General features: G+C 40.9%; 20 protein-coding genes and 2 riboswitches. Of the genes, 16 read left to right on the forward strand and 4 right to left on the reverse strand.

Features of this window, described 5'->3' with window-relative positions; translation table 11 throughout:
- The first annotated feature begins 42 nt into the window (after positions 1 to 42).
- From trpB to V7077_RS10775, 4 genes are all read left to right on the forward strand, one after another.
- Positions 43 to 1,212, forward strand: a complete 1,170-nt coding sequence (gene trpB, locus V7077_RS10760) for a tryptophan synthase subunit beta (protein WP_335501212.1) — start codon at positions 43 to 45, stop codon at positions 1,210 to 1,212.
- Between the two features lie 119 nt (positions 1,213 to 1,331).
- Positions 1,332 to 1,410: riboswitch (ZMP/ZTP riboswitch) on the forward strand.
- A 146-nt stretch (positions 1,411 to 1,556) separates the two neighbouring features.
- Positions 1,557 to 2,756, forward strand: a complete 1,200-nt coding sequence (locus V7077_RS10765; protein ID WP_335501214.1) for a phosphoglycerate dehydrogenase — start codon at positions 1,557 to 1,559, stop codon at positions 2,754 to 2,756.
- A gap of 264 nt (positions 2,757 to 3,020) precedes the next feature.
- A complete protein-coding gene (locus V7077_RS10770) occupies positions 3,021 to 3,464 on the forward strand; it encodes a YaiI/YqxD family protein (protein ID WP_335501216.1) in 444 nt (147 codons plus the stop codon).
- A 101-nt stretch (positions 3,465 to 3,565) separates the two neighbouring features.
- Positions 3,566 to 3,654, forward strand: a riboswitch (cyclic di-GMP riboswitch).
- 42 nt (positions 3,655 to 3,696) lie between these two features.
- A complete protein-coding gene (locus V7077_RS10775; protein ID WP_335501218.1) occupies positions 3,697 to 4,569 on the forward strand; it encodes an amidase in 873 nt (290 codons plus the stop codon).
- Between the two features lie 102 nt (positions 4,570 to 4,671).
- Here V7077_RS10775 and V7077_RS10780 read toward each other — a convergent pair whose 3' ends face one another.
- The 3 genes from V7077_RS10780 to ahpC form a co-directional block, all read right to left on the reverse strand.
- The gene (locus V7077_RS10780) at positions 4,672 to 5,895 is read right to left on the reverse strand and encodes a glycerophosphodiester phosphodiesterase family protein (RefSeq protein WP_335501220.1); all 1,224 of its coding nucleotides are present in this window, start codon (positions 5,893 to 5,895) and stop codon (positions 4,672 to 4,674) included.
- A gap of 172 nt (positions 5,896 to 6,067) precedes the next feature.
- Positions 6,068 to 7,597, reverse strand: a complete 1,530-nt coding sequence (gene ahpF, locus V7077_RS10785) for an alkyl hydroperoxide reductase subunit F (protein WP_335501222.1) — start codon at positions 7,595 to 7,597, stop codon at positions 6,068 to 6,070.
- A 225-nt stretch (positions 7,598 to 7,822) separates the two neighbouring features.
- The gene (gene ahpC, locus V7077_RS10790; RefSeq protein WP_098527060.1) at positions 7,823 to 8,386 is read right to left on the reverse strand and encodes an alkyl hydroperoxide reductase subunit C; all 564 of its coding nucleotides are present in this window, start codon (positions 8,384 to 8,386) and stop codon (positions 7,823 to 7,825) included.
- Between the two features lie 372 nt (positions 8,387 to 8,758).
- On the opposite strand from ahpC, the gene V7077_RS10795 reads away from it, so the two are divergent.
- The 12 genes from V7077_RS10795 (at position 8,759) to V7077_RS10850 (ending at position 22,061) form a co-directional block, all read left to right on the forward strand.
- Positions 8,759 to 9,412 (forward strand): hypothetical protein, encoded by a 654-nt coding sequence (locus tag V7077_RS10795; RefSeq protein ID WP_335501226.1) that lies wholly within the window; start codon positions 8,759 to 8,761, stop codon positions 9,410 to 9,412.
- Complete coding sequence (locus V7077_RS10800) at positions 9,412 to 11,115, forward strand: GMC family oxidoreductase N-terminal domain-containing protein (RefSeq protein ID WP_335501228.1); 1,704 nt, start codon at positions 9,412 to 9,414, stop codon at positions 11,113 to 11,115. The genes V7077_RS10795 and V7077_RS10800 overlap by 1 nt, the downstream gene beginning before the upstream one ends.
- A gap of 15 nt (positions 11,116 to 11,130) precedes the next feature.
- On the forward strand, positions 11,131 to 11,715 hold the full coding sequence (locus tag V7077_RS10805; RefSeq protein ID WP_335501230.1) for a DUF3231 family protein: 585 nt from the start codon (positions 11,131 to 11,133) through the stop codon (positions 11,713 to 11,715).
- A gap of 299 nt (positions 11,716 to 12,014) precedes the next feature.
- A complete protein-coding gene (locus V7077_RS10810) occupies positions 12,015 to 13,886 on the forward strand; it encodes a V4R domain-containing protein (protein WP_335501232.1) in 1,872 nt (623 codons plus the stop codon).
- A gap of 297 nt (positions 13,887 to 14,183) precedes the next feature.
- Positions 14,184 to 15,368 (forward strand): acyl-CoA dehydrogenase family protein, encoded by a 1,185-nt coding sequence (locus V7077_RS10815; protein WP_335501234.1) that lies wholly within the window; start codon positions 14,184 to 14,186, stop codon positions 15,366 to 15,368.
- A gap of 49 nt (positions 15,369 to 15,417) precedes the next feature.
- Positions 15,418 to 15,897 carry a flavin reductase family protein gene (locus tag V7077_RS10820; protein WP_335501236.1) on the forward strand — a complete coding sequence of 160 codons (480 nt, stop codon included), beginning with the start codon at positions 15,418 to 15,420 and terminating at the stop codon, positions 15,895 to 15,897.
- Positions 15,898 to 15,918: 21 nt separating this feature from the next.
- Entirely contained in the window at positions 15,919 to 16,734 is an 816-nt protein-coding gene (locus V7077_RS10825; protein ID WP_335501238.1) for an FAD synthetase family protein, read from the forward strand.
- 30 nt (positions 16,735 to 16,764) lie between these two features.
- The gene (locus V7077_RS10830) at positions 16,765 to 17,748 is read left to right on the forward strand and encodes a hypothetical protein (protein WP_335501239.1); all 984 of its coding nucleotides are present in this window, start codon (positions 16,765 to 16,767) and stop codon (positions 17,746 to 17,748) included.
- Between the two features lie 75 nt (positions 17,749 to 17,823).
- Positions 17,824 to 18,714, forward strand: coding sequence for an alpha/beta fold hydrolase (locus V7077_RS10835; RefSeq protein WP_335501241.1), 891 nt, complete (start codon positions 17,824 to 17,826; stop codon positions 18,712 to 18,714).
- A 101-nt stretch (positions 18,715 to 18,815) separates the two neighbouring features.
- The gene (locus V7077_RS10840) at positions 18,816 to 19,607 is read left to right on the forward strand and encodes a 2-keto-4-pentenoate hydratase (protein WP_335501243.1); all 792 of its coding nucleotides are present in this window, start codon (positions 18,816 to 18,818) and stop codon (positions 19,605 to 19,607) included.
- An 82-nt stretch (positions 19,608 to 19,689) separates the two neighbouring features.
- Entirely contained in the window at positions 19,690 to 20,991 is a 1,302-nt protein-coding gene (locus V7077_RS10845; RefSeq protein WP_335501245.1) for an MFS transporter, read from the forward strand.
- 83 nt (positions 20,992 to 21,074) lie between these two features.
- Positions 21,075 to 22,061: a fumarylacetoacetate hydrolase family protein gene (locus V7077_RS10850; protein WP_335501247.1), complete on the forward strand. Its 987-nt coding sequence runs from the start codon at positions 21,075 to 21,077 to the stop codon at positions 22,059 to 22,061.
- A gap of 361 nt (positions 22,062 to 22,422) precedes the next feature.
- On the opposite strand, the gene V7077_RS10855 is transcribed toward V7077_RS10850, so the two are convergent.
- Complete coding sequence (locus V7077_RS10855; protein WP_335501249.1) at positions 22,423 to 22,821, reverse strand: fibronectin type III-like domain-contianing protein; 399 nt, start codon at positions 22,819 to 22,821, stop codon at positions 22,423 to 22,425.
- Between the last annotated feature and the right edge of the window lie 73 nt (positions 22,822 to 22,894).

The following is a 22,894-nucleotide window of genomic DNA, read 5'->3' on the forward strand; positions in this document are numbered from 1 at the left end:
TTAGATGAATAAAAATGTAGTTTAGAAGGAGACGAGAAGAGCATGGAAAAGGTTAGCGTAGAAAACAAAGGTTATTTTGGGGAATTTGGAGGAAGCTTTGTTCCTGAGGATTTGCAAACCGTGATGAACGAATTGGAACAACAGTTTTTGCGTTATAAGGATGATCCCGAATTTATTGAAGAATATAAATACTATTTAAGAGAGTATATTGGCAGAGAAAATCCCCTAACCTATGCCGAAAATTTAACGGAGAAATTAGGCGGAGCAAAAATTTACTTAAAGCGAGAAGACCTTAACCATACAGGTGCACATAAGATCAATAATGCAATCGGGCAAATTTTATTAGCCAAGCGAATGGGCGTTAAGCGGATTATTGCGGAGACAGGGGCAGGCCAGCATGGTGTTGCAACAGCAACAGCATGTGCAATGTTTGGAATGGAATGTATCATCTATATGGGCAAGTTAGACACCGAGCGGCAAGCACTTAATGTTTTCCGGATGGAATTACTAGGTGCAAAAGTCGTTCCTGTTTCAAAAGGGCAAGGCCGCCTAAAGGATGCTGTTGATGAAGCTTTAGGAGATTTAGTTCAAAACTATAAGAATACGTTTTATTTATTAGGTTCAGCTGTCGGTCCGCATCCATATCCAACGATGGTCAAACATTTTCAGGCGATTATTAGTGAGGAATCCAAGCGCCAAATCCTTGAAAAAGAAGGAAAGCTGCCAACTGCAGTGATTGCTTGTGCGGGCGGAGGAAGTAATGCAATTGGGGCATTTGCACACTATATTGACGAAAAGGATGTCCGACTGATCGGGGTAGAACCAGCGGAGGCTCCAACCCTAAGTGAAGGGGTTCCAGCCGTCATCCATGGGTTTAAATGTTTAACGTTATTAGATGAAAATGGCGATCCAAAACCAACCTACTCGATTGCTGCTGGGCTTGATTATCCTGGTGTAGGTCCAGAGCATAGCTACTTAAAGACAAGCGGCAGAGGTGAGTATGTAACAGTTACGGGACAAGAAGCCTTAGATGCATTCTTATTACTTAGTAAGACCGAAGGGATTATCCCAGCACTAGAGAGCTCTCATGCAGTAGCCTATGCAGTTAAACTAGCACAAGAATTAACAGCGGAGGATGTCCTGATTGTGAATTTATCAGGACGCGGCGATAAGGATGTGGAGCAGGTTTTTGGTATGTTGAAAAATAAATAGAATTACTGATGCCCATGGTCAATCTTACCCATTTGTAAAAAGTAAAAACATTGTTTTTAATATGTTTATTTTACAATTGAAAAGTATTAGAATATTTGTTAAAATACAAATAAATTAAAAAGACGATGTGTAACTGGCGAAACACGGATAACCGTGAGGGAGCACATGGTGTCGGAGCCGTTCGCCTGGGCAGAGGTAAGGGAAGAATTGTTTTCCCTTACCTCTTTCTATATATCAGGAGGCGGTCTTCCATAATATTGTAATTGTGAAATTCTGTACAATGTAAAGTTGATTTAGATTTTAATATTTTCATAAACCATCCTATCTAAAGTGAGGTATACCAAATGGATACACTAGTAGTAGATAACGTGAAGACAATTAAGACATTAAACAGCATCGCTGAAAGAGGGCTAAAGGTATTTAATAAGGGGAATTTTACTATTGATAATGACAGTGAGAACCCTGATGCCATTGTTGTTCGCAGTTTTAATATGCATTCACTGGATTTCGGGGATAACTTAAAAGCAATTGCACGAGCTGGGGCTGGTGTCAATAATATTCCCGTCGACAAATGTACAGAGCAAGGAATCGTTGTTTTTAATACACCTGGTGCCAATGCGAATGCGGTAAAAGAGATGGTATTAACTTCATTGATTTCTTCATCTCGTAACCTTTTTGCAGGTGTAGCTTGGACAAAGACGTTAGAAGGCGAAGGAGACCAAGTGCCGAAGCTTGTTGAAGCAGGCAAGAAGCAATTTGTCGGGAAAGAAATCAAAGGAAAAACGCTGGGGATTATTGGTTTAGGGGCAATTGGTGCACTTGTAGCCAATGATGCTCTCGATTTAGATATGGATGTGATCGGGTTTGATCCGTTCATTTCAGTTGACACAGCTTGGAACTTGTCTCGTAATGTACAGCGTGCCATGACAATTGAACAATTGTTTGCTGAGTCAGATTATATTACGGTTCACGTGCCTCTAACCAATGATACAAAAGGAATGTTCAATAAAGATTCCTTCGGCATTATGAAGCCTGGTGTTCATATTTTGAATTTCTCACGTGGTGAGTTAGTGAACGAAGTCGATATGGCAGTGGCATTGGAAGAAGGAGTTGTCGGCCAGTATATTACGGACTTCCCGAATGAAAATGTATTAAAAATGAAAAATACGATTTCCATTCCGCACCTTGGTGCTTCTACAGCCGAATCAGAGGAAAATTGTGCGATTATGGCAGCGCGTCAAGTGAAAGAATTTTTAGAAACGGGAAACATTAAAAACTCGGTTAATTTTCCAAACGCTGAACTTCCATACACAGGAAAACGTCGTGTGGCAGCTTTCCACCGAAACATTCCAAATATGGTTGGGCAGATTACTTCAGCTATTTCCAGCTATAATTTAAATATTGCTGACATGGTGAACAGAAGCCGAGGCGAATTTGCCTATACCATGATTGACATTGAAAATAAAGTAAACGGAGAAGTGATTCCTGGATTGGTGGAAAAAATCCACCAAATTGAAGGAATTGTCACAGCCCGAATTATCTAAGGCTGCTTTTAAATCAGTTTATTGAAATAGGAAAGAAGGAGGCATGCAGGGGTATATATTTCCCGGCATGCTTTTTTTTATCCTCCTAAGACACCGTTAATTGCTTTAGATAGACAATATAGCCTACAAATATCTCTTGAGTTTAAATATTGGCTTTCCCCTGTTAGAAGCAAGAGAACCGTCCCTTTGCTTACATGGTTTGACAAAAGCTCAATTAATTAATAGTATCACTAGTATTCGAACTTCTTTAGGGGAGAGATACAGATGAAAATTTATGTTGATGCTGATGCTTGTCCGGTCAAGGATGTTGTTATTTCTGAGGGAAGGAAGGCAAATATTGCTGTTATTCTTGTTACTAGCTTTTCTCATTTTTCTAATGCCGAACAACCTTCAGGTGTGGAAACCATTTATGTTGATTCTGGTGCAGATGCGGCCGATTATCGGATCATGAAGCTGGCAGAAGCTGGGGATATTATCATTACCCAGGATTATGGTCTTGCTTCGCTGGGTTTAGCAAAAGGAAATATAGTCCTTCACCATAAAGGGTTTCGCTATACGAATGAAAACATTGACCAATTATTACAAACGCGCTATTTTAGTGCAATGGCTCGAAAAAGCGGGAAACGAACAAAAGGACCAAAGCCCTTTACAGCAGAGGATCGGGAGCAATTTAGGACGCTTTTTAAAGAAGTAATTTCTAGTTTGTAAAACTTTAGAAAAAAGTCAAATTTATTTGAAAATCTGTATTTCTATAGATAGAAAATTATTATATAATTTAAACCTGAACAAGATGTATTTAGAAAAAATAATTCTGATAAAGGCATACTTCTCCGAAAGGGAAGGACGCAAAGCCATGAGCCTAACCGCAGCCTTAGCGTATGGTCGTCTGGCTGCCAGGTTCCATTCTGTGAGCCTTGGTAACAGAGTGGAGGGGAAAATAGTGAAAAAACTAGTAATCTCAGTAGTTGTCTTTTTCTCATTTTTTGCTGGCGGTTTTGGATGGAATGTCAAAGCCTCGGAAGCAGGAACGCTGGCTACATGGCTTTGGAATCCATGGAAATTGGTGAATGATGAATCAGGTACTCTCGCTTTCCTAGAAGGAAAGCACGTGAACAAAGTCTATTTGCAAATTGACCGTGATATCCCGTTAACCGTTTATCGAAGTTTTATCGAGAAGGCTTCTGCCCAAGGAATGAAGATATATGCCCTGGATGGCGGACCTAACTGGGTGGCGCCAAAGGGTGACAGAAACGTAGACCAATTAATGAATTGGCTAAAGACTTATCAAAATGGCTCATCTTCACAGCAACAATTTGCCGGTGTTCACTTAGATGTCGAGCCTTATTTATACAGCGGCTGGTCAACCAATCAGGCTGCTACAGTAAAATCCTATCAATCATTATTAGTAAAAGCGAAAAACAGTGCAGTTTCTTTAACACTCCCTTTAGAAGCTGACATCCCTTTCTGGTTTGATGGGACTTCCTATAAAAACACTTTTGGAAAAGGAACACTCGCAGAATGGGTGATAGCCAATACAAATGGTGTTACCATTATGGCATATCGTGATTCAGCAACCATGATTATTGACCTTGTCAAAAATGAAATAGCCCTTGCCGGAAAATACAATAAACAGCTTGTTATCGGTGTAGAAACAGGACAGACTGATGAGGGTGGAGCCATTTCCTTTTTTGAAGAAGGGGAAGCGTACATGAACCAGGAATTGTCCAAAGTAAAAAGCTTCTATACCGGTACGCCAGGGTACAGCGGAGTAGCTGTTCACCATTTCGGCAGCTGGGAAATAATGAAGCCGTAAAAAAATAGCAGCGTCCCTCAACTTTTGATGGAGCTGCTTTTTTTTGTTTTTACATAAATACATCTTAAACTTAGAGCCCTGAAGAGCAATTTCCTTACTCCTTTATTGGCTTTTTGCTGTTTTCTCTGGTTCTGTTTGAAACGAACCAGTTACATGATATTGGCTAGAGACCGCATGAGCCCGGTAATAGTATTTTGTATCAGGCTTTAATCCGACAAATTCCACACTTACAATAAAATCGTGATGGTCATCACTATGACTTGTTCTGACAAGCAAATTTGTTTTAAATTGGCTGTCAGTAGACACTTCAAATTGTACTCTTGTATCTCCATTGGTACGGGCCCATAAAATTGCGGATGAGTTGGTAATATGACCGTTGGCTGCTCCGTGTGAGATAAATGGCTTTTCAAGTAAATCCACGAGTTGGTCGGCCGTATTCGTGAACTCACCGTCCACACCAAGCGAAAGCAATGAAACCATATCGCTCTGTGAGTCGACGGTCCACGGATGGACGAGAAGGTAATTCTGATGAGCGGCCTTTATCAACTTTCGGGACACAAGCCCCTTATTGGGGCCGATTCCCGAAGCATATTCCGAGATTCGCTTGAATTCTTGGTGCAAATTCCTACCTGCAAGCGTCCTTCCTTTATAAAGCTGAATCACTTTTACTTTAGGAGCGAGGCTCTTCAATTTACGAAGACTTTGCTCATTGAATGATTCCAAGAAAAGATTCCGGTCATCAAGAACTTGGGTCTTTTTTAAAATTTCTATTACTTTCTCTTCCATTCCTTGGTACAAGCTCGGTGTTTTTGTTTCAATATAAATACCGACTTTCCCATTTCCATGCTTTTTCACAAATTTGATGGCTTCCTCAAGGGTGGGGACATGCTGCCCGATGTATTCTGTTTTTGCCTTAGCCGGATATATTTGATTAAACCAAGAACCTGCATCCAAACGTCTGATCTCTTCGAGTGAAAAATCGTTTACCCGCCATGGGGGACGATTCGGAAAGAGTTTTTTGGCATTGGTCGTCCTTGCCAGTGTTTCATCATGCATGGCAATTAAATGGCCGTCCTTCGTCATTTGTAAATCCAATTCTATATAATCGGCCTTCATTAGTATTGCCTGCTTATAGGTTGCCAGTGTATTTTCCGGGCCGTAGGCAGACGCCCCTCGATGAGCAATAACAATGACATCCGTGGAAATAGGGCGCAAGGCCATTTGTCTATAGTTAATCTTTGTACTTTGTAGTGACTGTGCAAAAACGGAATAGGGAGAAGCTGTAATAGAAAGACAAACAAGACCAGCAAGCAAGCATTTTTTCAACCTCATTCAACTCCTAACAAAACAGCAAAGTACTTGGAATATTAGCCTATCCAAGTAAAGGTTGCATTATTAGGGGAAGGAATGCGTTTAGGAATGAAGAAAAGAATAGAAAGCTAAAAAAGGGAATTGGATTCATCCAATTCCCTTAAGTATACGTAAAGTAATGCAAAAATTAATTTCGGATCAGATAATCGAATGCGCCTAAAGCGGCGGTAGCTCCTGACCCCATTGAAATAATGATTTGCTTATACGGGCTATTCGTACAATCCCCTGCCGCAAACACTCCAGGGATGCTTGTTGCACCGTGATTATCTACAACAATCTCACCCATGCGTGTGCGTTCAAGTGTTCCTTCTAGCCAATCTGTATTTGGTACAAGACCGATTTGAACAAAGATTCCTTGCAATTCGATGTGGTGTTCAGCACCTGTCTCACGGTCAATATAAGTAATGCCGTTTACCTTATCAGTTCCGGTAATTTCTTTCGTTTGAGCATTTTTAATAATTGTTGCATTAGGAAGGCTGTTCAGACGGTCTTGAAGGACAGAATCGGCTTTCAATTCTGGCGCAAATTCAAGAACAGTTACGTGCCTCACAATACCTGCGAGGTCAATGGCTGCTTCAATACCGGAATTACCACCGCCAATAACAGCAACGTCTTTTCCTGCAAATAATGGACCATCACAGTGAGGGCAGTAGGCTACGCCTTTGTTCTTGAACTCTGCTTCGCCAGGGACACCAACATTACGCCAGCGGGCACCAGTCGAAAGGATGACCGTTTTACTTTTTAAAATAGCCCCGTTTTCTAGTTCAACAGCAATAAGATCCTTCTTTTCTAAACGCTTAGCACGCTGCAGGTTCATGACATCTACATTGTACTCTTTAACATGCTCTTCAAGACTTGCAGCTAGTTTAGGACCTTCTGTATATTTAGTACCGATAAAGTTCTCAATTCCTAGAGTGTCCATAATCTGGCCGCCAAAGCGTTCAGCTACAATACCCGTGCGGATCCCTTTACGTGCCGCATAGATAGCTGCACTTGCACCAGCAGGACCCCCGCCAATAACAAGCACATCAAAGGGTTCTTTGTCAGAAAGCTCGGATGCATCTGAACCACTGCCCATCTTGGCAAGAATTTCTTCAAGGGTCATACGGCCGCTGCCGAATGATTCCCCATTTAGGAATACAGTTGGTACAGCCATGATGCCTTTGCTTTCTACCTCTTCTTTAAACGCTGCACCATCAATCATCGTATGTGTGATGTTAGGATTTAGATTGCTCATGACGTTTAGAGCTTGTACAACATCAGGACAGTTGTGGCAGGTAAGGCTGATGTAAGATTCGAAATGATATTCGCCTTTGATGTTTTTAACTTGATCTATCAGCTTTTGATCAACTTTAGGAGCGCGGCCGCTCACCTGTAATAAAGCTAACACGAGTGAAGTAAATTCATGGCCTAGTGGCACACCTGCAAAAGTGATCCCTGTTTCTTCGTCACTCCGATTCACACTAAAGCTAGGAGTTCTTTCTAATTTAGTTCTCTCTACTTTAATGCGGGAAGACATATTGGCTAATTCGTCTACTAAAGCTAGCATGTCACGGGAAACGTCATCGGACCCTGTACTAACTTTAAGTAGTACGTCACCCTCCATCAATTGAAGATATTGCTCTAACTGGGCTTTTATATCTTGATCTAGTATCATTAATCTCTCACTCCTTAAATTTTTTGTGAGTCAGTTGATAATTTCTTTAATAATAATAATTCTAATTATATAATCATTATCATATAAAAGTGACTATCAGTCAAGTGGAAAATACCTATTGCTTACGGCTAAAAAAGAAGAGTGACGCAGGAAGATTCAAACAATATGTACTGAAAAAGGGAATTGGAAGTTTCCAATTCCCTTAGATGTTGTTAAATGTGCTACTTAGATTTTACCTACAAGGTCAAGACTTGGCTTAAGTGTTTCTCCGCCTTCTTGCCATTTAGCTGGGCAAACTTCTCCTGGATTGTTGCGAACATATTGTGCTGCTTTAATCTTGTTTACAATTGTGCTAGCATCACGGCCAATGCCATCAGCATTAATTTCCATAGCTTGAACTTTACCATCTGGATCGATGATGAAAGTACCACGCTGTGCAAGACCTTCTTCTTCATCTAATACATCAAAGATGCGAGAAATCTTTTGATTAGGGTCACCAACCATAATGTATTCAATTTTGCTGATCGCTGGCGAGTGATCATGCCATGCTTTGTGAGTGAAATGAGTATCTGTTGATACAGAGTAAACTTCTACACCAAGATCTTTTAATGTTGCATATTGGTTTTGAAGATCTTCTAACTCAGTAGGGCAAACGAATGTGAAATCTGCTGGATAAAAGCAAACAACATTCCATTTCCCTTTGAAGTTTTGTTCAGACACAGTGATAAAATCACCGTTATGGTAAGCTTGTGCTGTAAATGCTTGTACTTCTTTGCCGATTAATGACATAATCAAATTCCTCCTAAATATGATTTACTAGTTATTTGTTAACTATAATAATTCTAATTCAATAAGTATTATCATATACAAGTTAATGTATTGTCAAGCGGAATGAATCAACTATACAAATACTTTGTTCAATAATAAGTATAGTAATAATAATTTCTCTTTTAACTATTACTATTCTCATTTAGGAAGCAAGGGGACGGTTCTTTTGCTTCCTTCAAATTCAATGGTACAACCCACAATATGAACTAGTTAAAAAGTTGAGAAATAAGTAGCTATTTAAAACTTAAAAACTTCCTGACATAGAAAAACGAGCTGATAAATAATATTAGGAATGGTATGATTCAATCTTATTATTAGAAGGGGAGAGGGGAAATGGGAATTAAGGGAAGTGACAGAACAGAAGATTGTTATATAAGGTCCACTTTCGAGTCACTTGTTCAGGCAATTATTCCAGCAACTTCTCACACTGCAAGAATACTAGAGCCTGTTCAATTACCTGGGGCATTGGAATGGAAGGTTTATGAATATGTAATTTGGATTTTGGACCATTCAATTGCTCCTTCCGTGAAAAAAAAACTAAACATAAGATCAATGACGAGGTCAACCGCTGAACTGTTGGACCAGGGAGCGATCCAACTAATTAAGACCGGACAGAATGTCTATCCTCTTATTATAAATAGTTTTCATTGTGGAGGTCCGTTCACAAGGTTATCAATGGTTGACCGGTTAAGGTCCCTTACCCTTATTGAACGCCTTGAATTGAATTTTGAAAACTTAAGTCCTCCTTATCAAAATAACCTGACACTTATCCCCACTATGATTGATGTACTAAATCAACTCACACTGTTTGGCTTCTATTCAGAATGGACAGGATACGGAACAACGGGTCAGTTTACTCCCGAGTTTAGAAAAGTTGAATACTTTCCACCTGGATGGGTCCAGTCCCATTATCCTGGTCCATCTTTTGCATATCGTGATTTTCGAGGGTTTTTAGCATTTATGCCACATAAAAAGGGGAAGGTATAATGGGGAATCAGGATGTAATTGTCATTGGAGCAGGGGGTGGAGGAGCTGTTATTGCAAAAGAGTTGGGAGAAAAAGGATTAACGGTATTGGTCCTGGAAGCCGGGCCGTGGTACGGTAATAAAAAGTGGCCCCATCCAAATAGAGAACGCGGAGATAAATTTAGCTCATCACCGGCTGATTTGGATATAAATCTATATAAACAATTAATAAACAGGTATGAAATGAATATGAATGATCTGGTTTCCGGTAGGTTTCGCTGGGGGCCAGCGGATCGAAGCCGGGCCCAATGGTTTCGGAATGTGAAACAGAAAGGTATGATTTGGCAATCCGCTGGTGTCGGCGGAACTACTCAAACCTATACAGCCAATTGTCCAAGGGCATATCCAATGGCTATAGATCATGTATGGCCCATATCTTACCGGGAACTTATCCCTTATTATGAAAAGGTGGAGGCGGAATTGCCAGTGAACTTTGCGCCTGTAACGGCCAAAGAAGAATTATTTTATTATGGTGCTAAGAAGGCGGGGTGGCCGATGATTCCTGTACTGGATGTGACAGTCCCTGGATATAGGCCGCAGCCTAATGCCATCTTACCTCCCAATGAAAACATCACCAACCCCAATATTTCTGATGAACAACTAGCCTGGATGGAAGGGTGTACACTTGCCGGACACTGTATCAACGGCTGTCAGCATGGTCCGTCTATGGATAAAATTGCAAAACGCTCAACAAATGTCAGCTATGTTCCCAAAGCCTTGCAGACCGGAAATGTGAGAATACGTCCCAATGCTTTTGTGGTAAAAATCCTTACAGAAAAGAACGATTCTGATGGAATGCGGGCCATTGGTGTAAACATAAGGGACACATGGACAGGAGAACAGGAAGAGGTAAGAGCGGAAATCGTCGTAATGGCTTCCGGAAGCATCGAAAGTCCACGCCTTTGGTTAAATTCAGGCTTACCGGACAATCCCTGGGTGGGGAGAGGTTTGGTAAACCATTACATGGACTGGGTATCCGGAGTCTTCGATGAAAAAGATTTGCTTTCTATAGTGGGAAGCCCTGAACTTAATCCCTTTGTGGGACATACATGCGGGGCAAGACTGGATGTTCCAGGGGTGGGAGCGTTACAGTCGGTTGGGATGAGTCCAGGATTGACTGCTTCTTTTTATGGGATAAGTGAATCGGGGTATTCTTTTTTACACTCTGCTAAAACTGACGATTTATGGGATATTGAAGGGCGCCTGGTTGGATATGGATTAAACGAGTGGATGAACTCCTACCGTCAAACTTTAAATATCTTAGTATCTACTGCCGATGATGTGGTTCAGCGAAATGGAGTTACAGTTGATCCCTACGTTAGTGATGAAAATGGCCCTGTCCCTGTCGTTAGCTATAGACCCACCCAACCATCTAGAAAAAAGCGCAAAGAGATGGTAAAATTGGCAGCTGATTTGTTACGAAAGGCAGGAGCGAAAAAAATTATTTGGTCTAATTGGCCCCCGGGCATGATGATTCATATCGAAAGTACAATGAGAATTGGTTACGTGGTCGATGAAAATTGTGAATCATTCCAAGTAAAACGGTTATATGTTGCTGACAACAGTGTCCATTTTAATAGTTTAGGCGGACCGAATCCAACGCTTACAACACAGGCCTTGGCTATACGCACGGCAGATAGGCTTTTTCAAAGGTATTTTAATTAGTATGGTTTAGTTTTCATGTGGGAAGAATACCATTCAACAAATATATCCAAAGTTTGGTGGGATTTTAGAAATATGAATCTATTCGATGTAATTCATGATACATTTCAACCCTTTATGGACGGGGAGAAAAGACCTTTGAACGTGATGGAGGTTTCCAACCTTTGGTTTTTTCTTTTAGGTACGGAAACGTCATTACGTAGTGAAGAAATCCACTACAATCTTTCAGAAGATCCTGAACTAAGGCAACTATTAAAGGATATAAGGGAAACTGTGCATATACCAATTAGAGATGAAATTAAAGAGTTTCTAATTAAAGAAGGTATCCCATTGCCGCAAAAAACTTCAGAAAAACCAATCGGTAATTTTTCGAATATACCGGAGGGTGCAAAATTAAATGATGAAGAAAGAGCAAATTTAATGTCCTATAATCTTGCTTCAGGTGTGACGTATGCTGCCAGGGGACTCTCGGAGTCAATTCGTGCAGATGTTGGTTTAATTTTTTCGAAAATTATTTTAAAGAAAACTATGGCTGGCTTAACCGTAAAAGATTATTTAGAGCGTCATAAGTGGCTCAGAGTACCGCCTTATTATAAAGCGTAGGAAGCAAGGGGACGGTTCTCTTGCTTCTTTTTGTGGAAGAAAGAGAACCGTCCCCTTGCTTCCTTAAAAGGGAAGTTGAAAATCGGTCAGCTTAATGATTCAAAAAAACAATTATGAAATTAACCCTAATTATGTAAAGTTCAGCAACTATCTTGCCAGTAAAATGATTTGAAGTAATCAAATATTTTTATTAGAATAATATGTGTACGCTTACATCTTAAAATAGCTTAGTGCTTGGTAAAAGTACTGTTACAATTACATACCTTTAATGTTAAATCTATCAAACAGGATGTGTTGGTATGACCGTCAAAATCTCGGAAGAAAGTTATAGCCATGATCATGTAACAGATGATCGTAAAATAATCACATCTGCTTCTGTTTTCGGGATTCTGAGGGAACAGCTGGTTAAAAATATAGGCATTAAAAGGATAAAGGGATTTTTATTTCATTATGGCTGGGAAATGGGAGTTAAAGTGGCCAATGAATCGCTAAGAACTGAATCCTCATTAGAAAATCTAATCAAGTTTGGACCAATCCTTCATATTCAAAATGGCCATATTAGCGGGATTAAACATGATTGCACATACGAATTATGTGAAGATAAAATGATTCAATCTTTTTATTCATCTGGTACCTGGTATGATTCTTATGAGGCCGTGGAGCATCTAAAACGCCTAGGACAATCAACAGGTCCAGTATGTCATACGCTAATTGGTTTTGCGAGCGGTTTTATGTCTACCATATTTAAGGAGCCGCTCCTGGCAAAGGAAATTGCTTGTGTTGGCAGAGGAGATTCGGAGTGCCGCTGGGTGATGAAGCCCAAAAAGGAATGGGAAAAGGAACCTCAAGAAGAGGATGTACTTGATTTTTACCATGAAACACCGATTGTAAAGGAACTTGAGCTAACCTATGACCAATTACTTGACCAAAAAAATGTGGTTACCCGCTTGGCCCATTTCCAAAACAAGTTAACAGAAGAGATTATCAATGGCAGCGACTTGCAGACAATCGCTGATATGGTTTATGAAATGGTGCAGATTCCTATTATCGTAGAAGATACGCTACTTCGCACGATTACCTACTCGGGGCTGGACCAGGAAAAATACAAGGTTATCAAACCAGATATGGAAAGTTATCTTCAAAAATTACAATTAATCACAAAGCCGCCGCTTTTACCCTTTAGAAAAAAAATCATCAAAACCTCCATACAAGAACGTTTGATTACTCCAATCCTTTTACAAAAGGAGGTAATCGGTTATTGCTCCTTTCTCTATGAAGATATGAAAGAACATTATCATGAAGAAGATTATTTATTTTTAGACCGATTTGCCAATGCGGCCTCTCTCATTCTCTTAAATGAAAAAACAAGATTTGAAACATTTGAAAGAATGAAAGGCAGTTTTCTTGAACAAATCTTAGAGGGCAGTCTGTCTGCGAGTGAAGTGATCAAACGGGGGAAGTATACCGGTGTTAACCTGGAGCAGAATTATTATATAGCAGTGATGGAATATCGGAAAACTCAAGGATCGATAGAAGATGACTTTCTTTTGCAAGAACAAATATTTGAAACGACATTCCGTTATTTTAAGGACAAAAAACATAATATTTTGACAGGGCACCGTGAAGGAAGCATGGTGTTATTAATGACAATTGAAACATTTCAAAAGAAGACGATTCAGGATGTGATGCAGGAATACTTCGATTATATGAATCATACCTACCCCCAAGGTCTATTTAAATTGGGCATCAGCCGGTTAGGAGAGGATATAAGTCATGCTTCTAGATGCTATGAGGAAGCTGCCATTGCTTTAAGATTAGCAGTCAAGCAGAAGATGGTTTCGTTTCAATCATTAGGGATTGTAGGCGTGTTAATCAATTCAAAGAATATCAGTGGAATCAAAATGATTGCCGTGCAAGAGCTTGGACCATTGAATAACATTCAGGATCCCAAAATGCTGGAACTGCTGAAAACGTTATATAGCTTTTTGCTGAACGGAGGCAAGCTTGAACAAACAATGATTGATCTGGCCTTATCGATGAGCGGGCTCCGGCATCGGATCAGCCGGATTGAGAGCTTGCTTGAAAAAGATCTTCGCGACCCAAATGAGATGCATCAATTGCTTTTAATCATTAAATCGTTAATTGCTATAGGAGACATTACGTTTGATTAGATGCCATCCGGCTTAAGCCGGGTGGCTTTTCTTATGACTTCATTTGTAAAACTATAGCCGCCAGAATGTGTCTCACAACATTAATACTTGGATATGAGCAAAAAGTGTCTATTTATAGTAAAAACATGAGCATTTTCTGTCCTAGATAGAATATTTAGAATTGTATTAAACTTTATTTACAGGTTCCAAACAGTAGTAATTTCGCTGAGGAGCAAATGTAAGCGATGCCAAATATTATTTACGCAACGGACATGGTCCATAACCAATTTTTCCAATAAACAAAAAGGGGTGTAGAAAATGACAAATCAAGTATTAAACGAAACAACTGTCACTGTTGAAGATTTACTAGACGGAGCGGAACGAATCGGTAAATTAGCGGAGCAGGAGGCGGCTGAAGCAGAAAAAAATGCAACCATTTCGCAAAACGTGGTGGATCTCATTAAAGAAACACAAATTTCACGGATGATGCTTCCAAAAAAATATGGCGGTCCGCAGGCAGATTTGAAAACGTTTGCTAAGGTTGTTCGAAAGGTAGCTAATTATAACATTTCAGCAGCGTGGCTGACTTATCTATACCCGCTTCACAACATGCTCCCAGCTTTTCTCCCTGAAAAAGGTGCAGACGAAATCATCAATCAGGGCGGATTGATTGCCGATATCTTTGCTGCATTAGGCAAAGCAGAACCGGATCGCGATGGTTTCCGCATTAGCGGAAAATGGAGCTTTGTCAGTGGCATCAACTATAGTGAATGGGTCGGTGTCGGGGTCATGATTCAATTCCCTGATAGTGAGAAGCCAGTATATTGCCTGCCAATGTTGAAAACTTCTGAAGTGGAAATCATCCGTAATTGGGACACGTTCGGGTTAAGAGGTTCAGGAAGCAACCAAATTATTGCCAATGATGTATATGTGCCAATGGAGAGGATTCTACGTTTAGATCAAGCGGAACTAACAAGGAGACCGCCTTTAGATGAATATGATACGAATTATCCCTTCTATCATGTCCCATTCTTTCCTTCTTTCTATATTGGATTTCCTTACATGGCCCTTGGCGGAGCAGAGCGGATGCTGAAAGAATTTAAAGCACTCACGGAAAAACGAGTACGTTTAATGGATGGAGTAAGGGAAAGTGAGTCGCCAAGAAGCCAGCGTGTGTTAGCCGAAATGACGACTGATTTTCAAATCGCAGAAGCGTTAATGGATAAGTATATTGATTTGCTCGTGGACTATGAAAAAGATGGCTGTCAAACACCGCCTTCTGAATTTTTTGCCCTTCGTACCAAAGCGATTAAGCTGTGCGTTGATATTGCCGTTAGATCGCTGCTGACTCTTGGCGGTGGTGCGTTGTACAAAGGCGGACCAATGGAATTGTTCTTAAGGGATATCATGGCAGTTGCTACACATAAAACTTCATTATATGAAGATGCTGTCGCTGCATACGGGCAAGACTTATTTGGTTATGAGAGCGGCGTAAGAGGTTAACTTGAAAGTATTTTAGATAGAGAAATTTTACTAAGGGAGGATTTTTATAATGGATGATCGTCAATTTCGCACGGCAATGGGCAGGTTTGCAACTGGGGTGACCGTTATTGCAACAGAGGTAGAGGGAGACATTCATGGCATGACTGCAAATGCGTTTATGTCGGTATCACTTGATCCAAAGCTTGTTGTCGTTTCTATCGGCGAAAAAGCAAAAATCTTAAACAAAATTAAAGATAGCAGGATTTTTACAGTTAATATCTTAGCAGCTGACCAGAAAGAACTTTCGATGATTTTCGCAGGCCAATTGAAAGAACATAAAGAAGTAGAATTCGCACGTCTTGATGGGAAACCAGTATTGCCTGGGTCAGTGGTACAGGTTGCCTGCGAAGTATCTGCTGAGCATGTGGAAGGTGACCACACCTTGTTTATTGGCAGGGTAACCGATATTCATCTTGAAGACAAAGAGCCATTACTATTTTATAGCGGCAAGTATCGATCATTGGTGGAAGAACAGCCAGTCATGCTTTAAAAAACTTGAGAGGAGACCAGTATGAAAACCATTTATATAAACCAGAGTAATTTGGCGCAATGGCAGAAAAAGAAGAGTCCGAATGTAATGGCACTTGGTTGTTTCGATGGTCTCCATCATGGACATTGTGCCGTCATCAGCACTGCGTTTCAAAAAGCAAAGGAAAAACAAGTGCCGTTAGCTGTCATGAGTTTTTTTCCTCATCCGAAAACGGTGGTTTCAAAAGGTAAAGTTCAGGTGCATTATTTAATGCCGCTTGCGGAAAAAGAAGCAAGGCTTAGGGAAATGGGTGTCGATACTTTCTATATCGTTGAATTTAATCAAGAAATGGCCGGTTTATCGCCGGAACAGTTTGTTTCGGAATACCTGAATGGTCTAGGTGTGGTTCATGCGGTTGCGGGATTTGATTTTTCCTATGGTTCCCGCGGTGCCGGCAATCTAGAGAGCTTGAAACAAGACTCAGGCGGCCGGATTGATGTAACAAAAGTAGCCAAAGTAGAAATAAGGGGCGAGAAGATCAGTTCTACCGGCATCCGTGAACGGTTGTTAAACGGGAAGGTGGCCGAACTGCCTGAGTTTCTTGGCCAATACTATGAAACACACTGCGAATGGAACGGAGAGACATTGACGCCATATCCTTATTACACACTTCCGGGTCCTGGATGCTACGAGGTCAGGCTGAAAAATGATAATGGTTCCGTTCATCGGGACATCACCATCATGAACGATGGAAAAACGATCAATTGTACAGATGAGATTCCTTTATTTTTAAAAGGAAAGCTTTCGATTGTCTGGCAAAAGGAAATCGTTGATTCTAGAAAATTACGTATATCTTAAAAATGATGAGATATGAAAGGTGTGGAATGAATGGCTAAAATTATTGCAGGTGTAGCAATGTCACATAGTCCAATGATTATGACAAATGAAGCCAGTGGCGGTGAAAAAGGGCAGCGGTTCCTCCATACAGCGGCTGAAATGAGGAAATATCTCGAAAAATCAGGCGCGGATGTCATTGTATTAATATCTGATGACCATTTTAACAGCTACTTTTATGACCATATGCCTGCCTTTACAATTGGAACAGGCGAATGTGAAGGCTGGGGAGATTGGCAGCTGCCAAAATACAATATTCCCGTACACCAGGAATTAGCAAAACATATTCTTCACACCAGTCTCGAGAATAATATTGATTTTGCTTTTACGCTAAAAATGAAGGTCGACCACGGCCATACACAAGGAATTTACTTTTTAAATCCGGATCTCCAAATTCCTGTCGTTCCAATTGCTGTTAATACCTCGGCACCGCCTCTGCCATCAATGGACCGCTGTTTCCAAATTGGTGAAGTGATCCGTACAGCGGTTGAATCTTGGGATCAGGATCTGAAGGTAGCGATTGTTGCTTCAGGGGGATTATCTCACTGGGTGCCGATTCCAAAGATTGAGAGTGAAAAACCGGAGGACCAATTCTTAATTAATGTTTTAAAAAATGGACGTCAGGAAATCGATCAGCTTGATGAATATCTAAAATTACGGGAAACAAATGTAACCCGAATTAAATCAGGTCCTGTTAACGAGCAGATTGACCGGGAATTTTTGCGACTGATCACGGAAAAAGATTATCCAACATTAAGAAACTGGAGTGCCGCTTATATTGAGGAGCATTTAGGCAACGGGGGTCAGGAAATTCGTAACTGGCTTGTCCTTCTTGGTGTCCTGAAGAACTTTGACGCAAGTGTTGCTTGCTATGAGCCAATTCCAGAATGGGTAACAGGTATGGCCATCGTTCAGTTTAGTCAGCCGGTTGGCCCAGAAAACCGTAAAGCATCGTCTGAACAAGAAGTGAGCATTTAATCGTTAAGAGTGAGCAAGCCATTGGGGTGTCAACCCATCATTTGTAAGGATCATTTTATAAAAGGGGAGATTTAAATGACAATTTGGACAGACTTAGCTGATTTGGAATATAAACTTTATTATTTAGATGCTCATGGTATTAAAACAAGAGTTCTGGAATCCGGAACGGGGGAACCGCTGATTTTGCTGCATGGTACCGGAGGACATATTGAGGCGTATGCACGGAATATTCGAGGTTTAAGCGAGCATTTCCGCGTGATTTGCATCGATATGGTCGGACACGGCTATACAGCAAAACCAGATCGTCAATACGGAATTGATTATTATAGCGAGCATTTATTGGGCGTAATTCAAGCATTAGGTTTATCAAACGTGTATTTGTCAGGGGAGTCGTTGGGCGGCTGGGTAGCAGCATGGTTTGCGGCTGAACATCCGGAATATGTAAAGGCGATGGTGCTTAACACGCCTGGTAACGTTAATAATAAACCAGAGGTTATGCAGCGTTTAAAGGACTCTACGTTAAAAGCAGTTCTTGAAGCAAACTATGAAAATGTTAAAACAAGACTAGAATGGTTAATGTACGATAAAAGCCAGGTAACAGATGAATTGATTGAATCCCGCTTCAAAATTTATACACAAGCTTCTTATCAAGAAGCGGTTCATCATATCGTCTGCCTGCAGGATATTGAAGTACGAAAGCTGTACAGCTGGGAGCCGTCATGGTGTGGGAAAATCAATGTTCCGACATTGCTGGCCTGGACAGACCATGACCCAACTTCTACTGTTGAGGAAGCAAAGCCCATTCAGGAAATGATTCCAAATAGTGAGCTGGTTGTAATTAAAGATGCCGGACACTGGCCGCAGTGGGAAAAACCAGAGGAGTTTAACACTATTTTAATTGACTTCTTATTGAAAAATGGGAAAGAAGCAGTTAAACAAGAGAATCCTGCATTAGCATCTAAATAATAAGAACAACCGTTGAGAGCGCAATTGAATTGATTCATAGTTTTACCTATTTTTGAATCTATCAATTAGCGCTCTATTTTTTTATAAAAGGAGTTATTGCTATGAGTAACCAGGTCATTCATCGCGTCCAGCATGTATACGAATTGCTGCAGCAGGCAGAAGTGTCCAAAGAATCCATACTGCCACTTACTAAACAGTATCCAGATTTGACCCTTGATGAGGCTTATCAGGTCCAGCTCCGAATGATTGATCAAAAAGTGCAAAATGGTCAAAAAATTGTTGGGAAAAAGATTGGGTTAACCTCTGTTGCAATGCAGCAGCTGTTAGGTGTTGATCAGCCGGATTACGGGCACCTGTTAGACTCGATGGAAGTAAGGAATAGGGGAACGATCAATTTAGATGAGCTTTTTCAGCCAAAAGTAGAAGGCGAGATTGCATTTGTGCTCAACAAGGATTTGACCGGACCGGATGTAACGGTTGAGGATGTGCTAGATGCAACTGAGTACATTGCACCCGCATTGGAAATCGTCGACAGCCGGATTACCGATTGGAAAATAACCTTAGCAGATACAGTAGCCGATAATGCGTCAAGCGGTATGTTTGTCATTGGGGATGAACGGTATTCGGTAACAGATATCGATTTGCCATCCATTGAAATGAATTTGTTTAAGAATGGAGAACGGATAAATGCAGGCTACGGTTATGATGTATTGGGTCATCCTGCCAAATGTGTTGCCTGGCTGGCTAATAAATTATCCGAATACAAGGTTGAGTTGAAGGCGGGAGAAGTCATTTTATCAGGTGCATTATCAGCAGCAGTCGTCGCCGAAAAAGGGGATCGGTTTACTGCCGGATTTTCACATATTGGTAAAGTTGAAGTTATGTTTAAGTAAAGTAACAAGGACCTATCCATTGGGGAGTGGACAGGTCCTCATGTAATCATTCATTATGGGAGAAATTTGAGGAGGTCCTTATATGGAGCAAAAGAAACGTACGGTATCAAAAAAAGCATGGGTTATCATTTTCTTATTATTTTTATTGACCGTTATTAGTAATGCAGATAAGGCCATTATAGGGTTTGCTTCGGTGCCGATTATGAAGGAATTAGGATTAACTCCACAGCAATGGGGTGTTGTCGGAAGTGTTTTCTTCTTGCTTTATTCGCTTTCAGCCATTTTAGGGGGAAGCTTGGCGGATAAAATTGGGGCAAAAAAGGTCATTGCCATAATGGTAGCAGTTTGGTCGATCGTTCAATTTTCAACAATATTTGTCAGCAGTTTTACTTATTTGTTAGTAACCAGGATTATTTTAGGAGCTGGGGAAGGACCTTCCTACTCTTTAGCGATGACCGCTGCCTCAAAGTATCTTCCAAAGGAAAAGTTGGGGATTGGGTTAACACTCGTTTCAGTTGGAGGACCGCTCGGTGTCGCGGTTTCAGCACCTGTATTAATGCATCTTATCATGAACTTTGGCTGGCGTTCTGCGTTTATCACAACAGGGGCAGTTGGGTTTCTGTGGATTATGGTATGGTTATGGGCGGCCAAGGAGAAGGCGGTTACACAAGAAGAGTCTGCTCCAGCCAAAAATACATCAATGGAAACCACTGTTGGAATAGATACAAAATTCACTTCTGCTTTGTTTTCTAAAAATTTTATTCTCGTTGCTTTATGCGGATTTGCCACTTATTGGTCGTTTACGATTGGTTTAAACTGGCTGCCGAACTATCTGGAGAATGTCCGTAAGCTTAGTGAAGAAACCTTAAGCATAGTCGTAGCATTGCCTTGGATTATGATTACTCTGTCACAGATTACCTTTTCATTCATTTCCGATCGGATTTATCATAAGACAAAGAGCGTGGTAAAGGGACGGATTTTTGTCCTAGGACCCGTCATGGCAACCGGTGCCGTCTGTTATTTCTTAGGAGCCATCGTCAGCTCGAATATTTTATCGATTGCCTTATTATCACTGGGGTTAACGTTTGGATGCATCACACTAGTGATGGGACCAGCTATTCTAGTTGATTTGGTTTCCCCTCGACATCAAGGGAAGATTCAAGGCTGGTTTATGGCGTTAACCTCATTAGGCGGTATTGCCGGTCCATATGTAACGGGATGGTTGATTGGAAACTCAGCCAGCCAGGCAGCAGGCTTCCATCATGCATTTCAATTATGCGGACTGATTCTGCTTATATTTGGCGGTTTGGTATGGTTAACCGTTCGTCCAAAAAAGTTTGAAGATTCTGCAATATTGAATGCGGAATCATCCAATGTCATGTAAAATAAAGTAAACAGGGTGAAAAGCGAGCAGCCCTAGTTCTGCTCGTTTTTGATTAATCTATTAAAAAGTGAGGGGTTTTGCTAATGGGTATTCAGGTGGTTCGTTTCAATCAGGATGGGAAAGAGCAGTGGGGCGTTGTATCAGAGGAAAGAATCCTTGTGTTACCAAAGGTTTATCAGAGTTTAGCTGAATTCCTAGAACAGGGAATAGAAGAGGCACGAAAAGTAAAAGAAACAGGTACTGATGAGACCGTTTCTTTGGGGGATGTGGAGTTCTTAAGCCCTGTCACCAAGCCGGCAAGAATTATCTGTCAGGGTACCAACTATGCCACTCACCGTTCAGAGGCAGGTCTTGATGCCAAGCGTGCGCCATTTAATTTGTTTTTTAGTAAAGCGGACAGTGCATTGTGTGGAGCGAACAGTGAAATTGTCCGTCCTGAACATGTGAAATTATTAGATTATGAGATTGAACTCGGATTGATTATTGGCGAAAATATTACCGGACCCGTCGAAGTGACGGATGATAATCTCCATCAATATATTGCAGGCGTTGTGATTGTGGATGATGTTTCCGCCCGTGATGTTCAGTTTACGGAAGGCCAGTGGTTAAAGGGAAAAAGCTATCGGACATTTGCTCCTGCCGGTCCTTTCCTCTACTTGCTCGATCCAGAAGAAGTGCCAAAGATACATAACCTGGAGTTGAACCTATGGGTGAACGATGAACTGCGCCAATCAGCCAATTCCTGCCAGCTGCTGTATAAACCTGCTGAAACTTTGACCGAGCTCTCTGAAATCATGGATCTTTCAAAAGGTGATTTGATTCTTACCGGGACAACCGGCGGCGTGGCCCTAAATATCTCACCAGAGGTCAATAATCGTCTGGCTGACTCCTCTTTAACCGCTCAGCAAAGAGTAGAAATTATTTTAGAAAGCCAGCAAAAGAATAACGCTCGATACCTCAAAGAAGGCGATATCGTCCGCTGCCAAATCAAAAGCCCGGATGGAAGCATTGACTTAGGCGAGCAGAGAAATAAGGTTGTCACAGGAAGTAAGGAGCCGGTGGGGCTATAAAGAAGCAGAGGGACGGTTCTCTTGCTTCTTTTTGGAGAAGCAGAGGGACGGTTCTCTCGCTTCTTTTTTATTGAGGGAGAGAATATCTTTTTAACATGTTAACAAATTAGTAGTTTTTAAATGGTTAACTAGAGGCTCTCAATTCAAGGTGAGATTATCTTGAAAAGGGCGTCTTATGTTTTTGAATTTTTAAGAGGAAAATCAGTAAACTGAAAGCATTTGATTTAATTTTTCTAGCTCATCCACTCAAAGCAGACATTCCATTTTGTTTGGAGTTGTAATTTAATAATCAAAAATAGGACGAAGAAGATTCTCCGTCCTATTTTTATTCTGTTTTATTAATCCTTCATTATAAGCGCCCTTATTTACTATGGCCCGCCGGGGTCCGCACTTGGATGGAATCTGTCAAAGTAACGTGGTCAGAAGAGTTACCAACATACACATTGTACTCACCATCTAACGTTTTCCAAGTATCAGCATTCGAATCCCAGATGGACAGAGGATGGTTGCTTGCTGCTGAGTCAATCGTAATAGTCACACGTTTCTTTTCACCTGGTTTCAGCCATACTTTTTCAAATCCAACAAGCCGTTTAGGCGGTTCGTTTGCCACTTTAGGCAGACCTAAGTAGACTTGCGGCACTTCCGCTCCTGCTGTTTTTCCGGTATTTTCGACAAAGAAGGATACTTGAATCTTCTTAGTTCCATCCGTCGTCTTCGGTGTTACGACTAGTTTAGAGATGTCGAATTTAGTGTAAGACAAACCATGACCAAAACGCGAAAAGAGGCTTGATGTTTTGGGTATTAATGTAAGCGATTTCTGATGGGGTGAAAAA

It is taken from the genome of Neobacillus vireti (assembly GCF_036962465.1).
In the GTDB taxonomy this organism is placed as follows: Bacteria; Bacillota; Bacilli; order Bacillales; family Cytobacillaceae; genus Neobacillus; species Neobacillus vireti_B.